Raw genomic sequence first — 927 nt, 5'->3', positions numbered from 1 at the left:
GTCTTTTTGGAGAAAGAGAGAAAACGCATCGCCGCCGCCAAGCGGGTTTGGCAACAGTCCCAGTGTCAGCTACAGTCAGCACAGAAGATGGTATCTCAGTTTCAGTCTCAGTTGGATGGCATTGTGGAACGCATCGACCGTTTGAACAAGGAACAGAATCAGCAACAATTGCAGAATCTGCAATTACAGTTGGATGAAATGAATCGGAAAATTGAAAACTTAACCAATCAGCAATCACAGCAAGAAACGAAAATTATAGAAGCTATCAAATCTGAAATAAAGCCGATTTTATCAGAAGTGCGAGAGATTTCCATCGTGTCTAAATCTTCTGGTTTCGATTATAACCAACTCAAAATATTTTTGAAATCTGGCAACTGGAAAGCTGCTGACGAAGAAACGGCTCGGGCAATGTTAGAGGTTGCAGGACAAACACAACGGGGATATTTAGATTCAGATGATATCAAAAACTTTCCCTGTGAGGATTTGCGAATTATCGATGGTCTTTGGGTCAAATACAGTAACGGACGCTTCGGGTTTAGTGCCCAGAAGCAAATTTACATCAACTCTGGGGGAAGGCTCGATGGGAGCTATCCAGGTGATACAATATGGTATTGGTTTGCTGACAAGGTAAGATGGCGAGTGAAGGGGTCGTGGTTGTCATTGTCAGATGGCACATTTTCAATGAGAGCCGAAAAGGGCCATCTCCCGTTAGAAGTGTGCGTTATTTTTATGATTTCTACTCAAGTCATTTGTATTATTGATCTCTTATCTCGCGTCGAGACTTGTAATCTGTAGCACATAACACCTTCAATTTATAAACCAAACTATCTCCTAAAGCACTGTTATGAAATGTCCGGTTTGTGAAACGGAATATACGGAAAATGAGGTCGAAACCTGTGCGGTGTGTGGCTATGACCTGACACCTCT

General features: G+C 42.3%; 1 protein-coding gene. It reads left to right on the top strand.

Features of this window, described 5'->3' with window-relative positions; translation table 11 throughout:
* Positions 1–795, top strand: a 795-nt coding sequence (locus tag LKE08_RS00280; RefSeq protein WP_324702193.1) for a GUN4 domain-containing protein, incomplete at its 5' end; no start/stop codon positions are given.
* Positions 796–927 lie beyond the last annotated feature (132 nt).

This window comes from Lyngbya sp. CCY1209 (assembly GCF_035615495.1).
Classification (GTDB): domain Bacteria; phylum Cyanobacteriota; class Cyanobacteriia; order Cyanobacteriales; family Microcoleaceae; genus Limnospira.
Note: the sequence above shows the minus strand (reverse complement) of the source record. Positions and strands in the feature narration are given on the sequence as shown.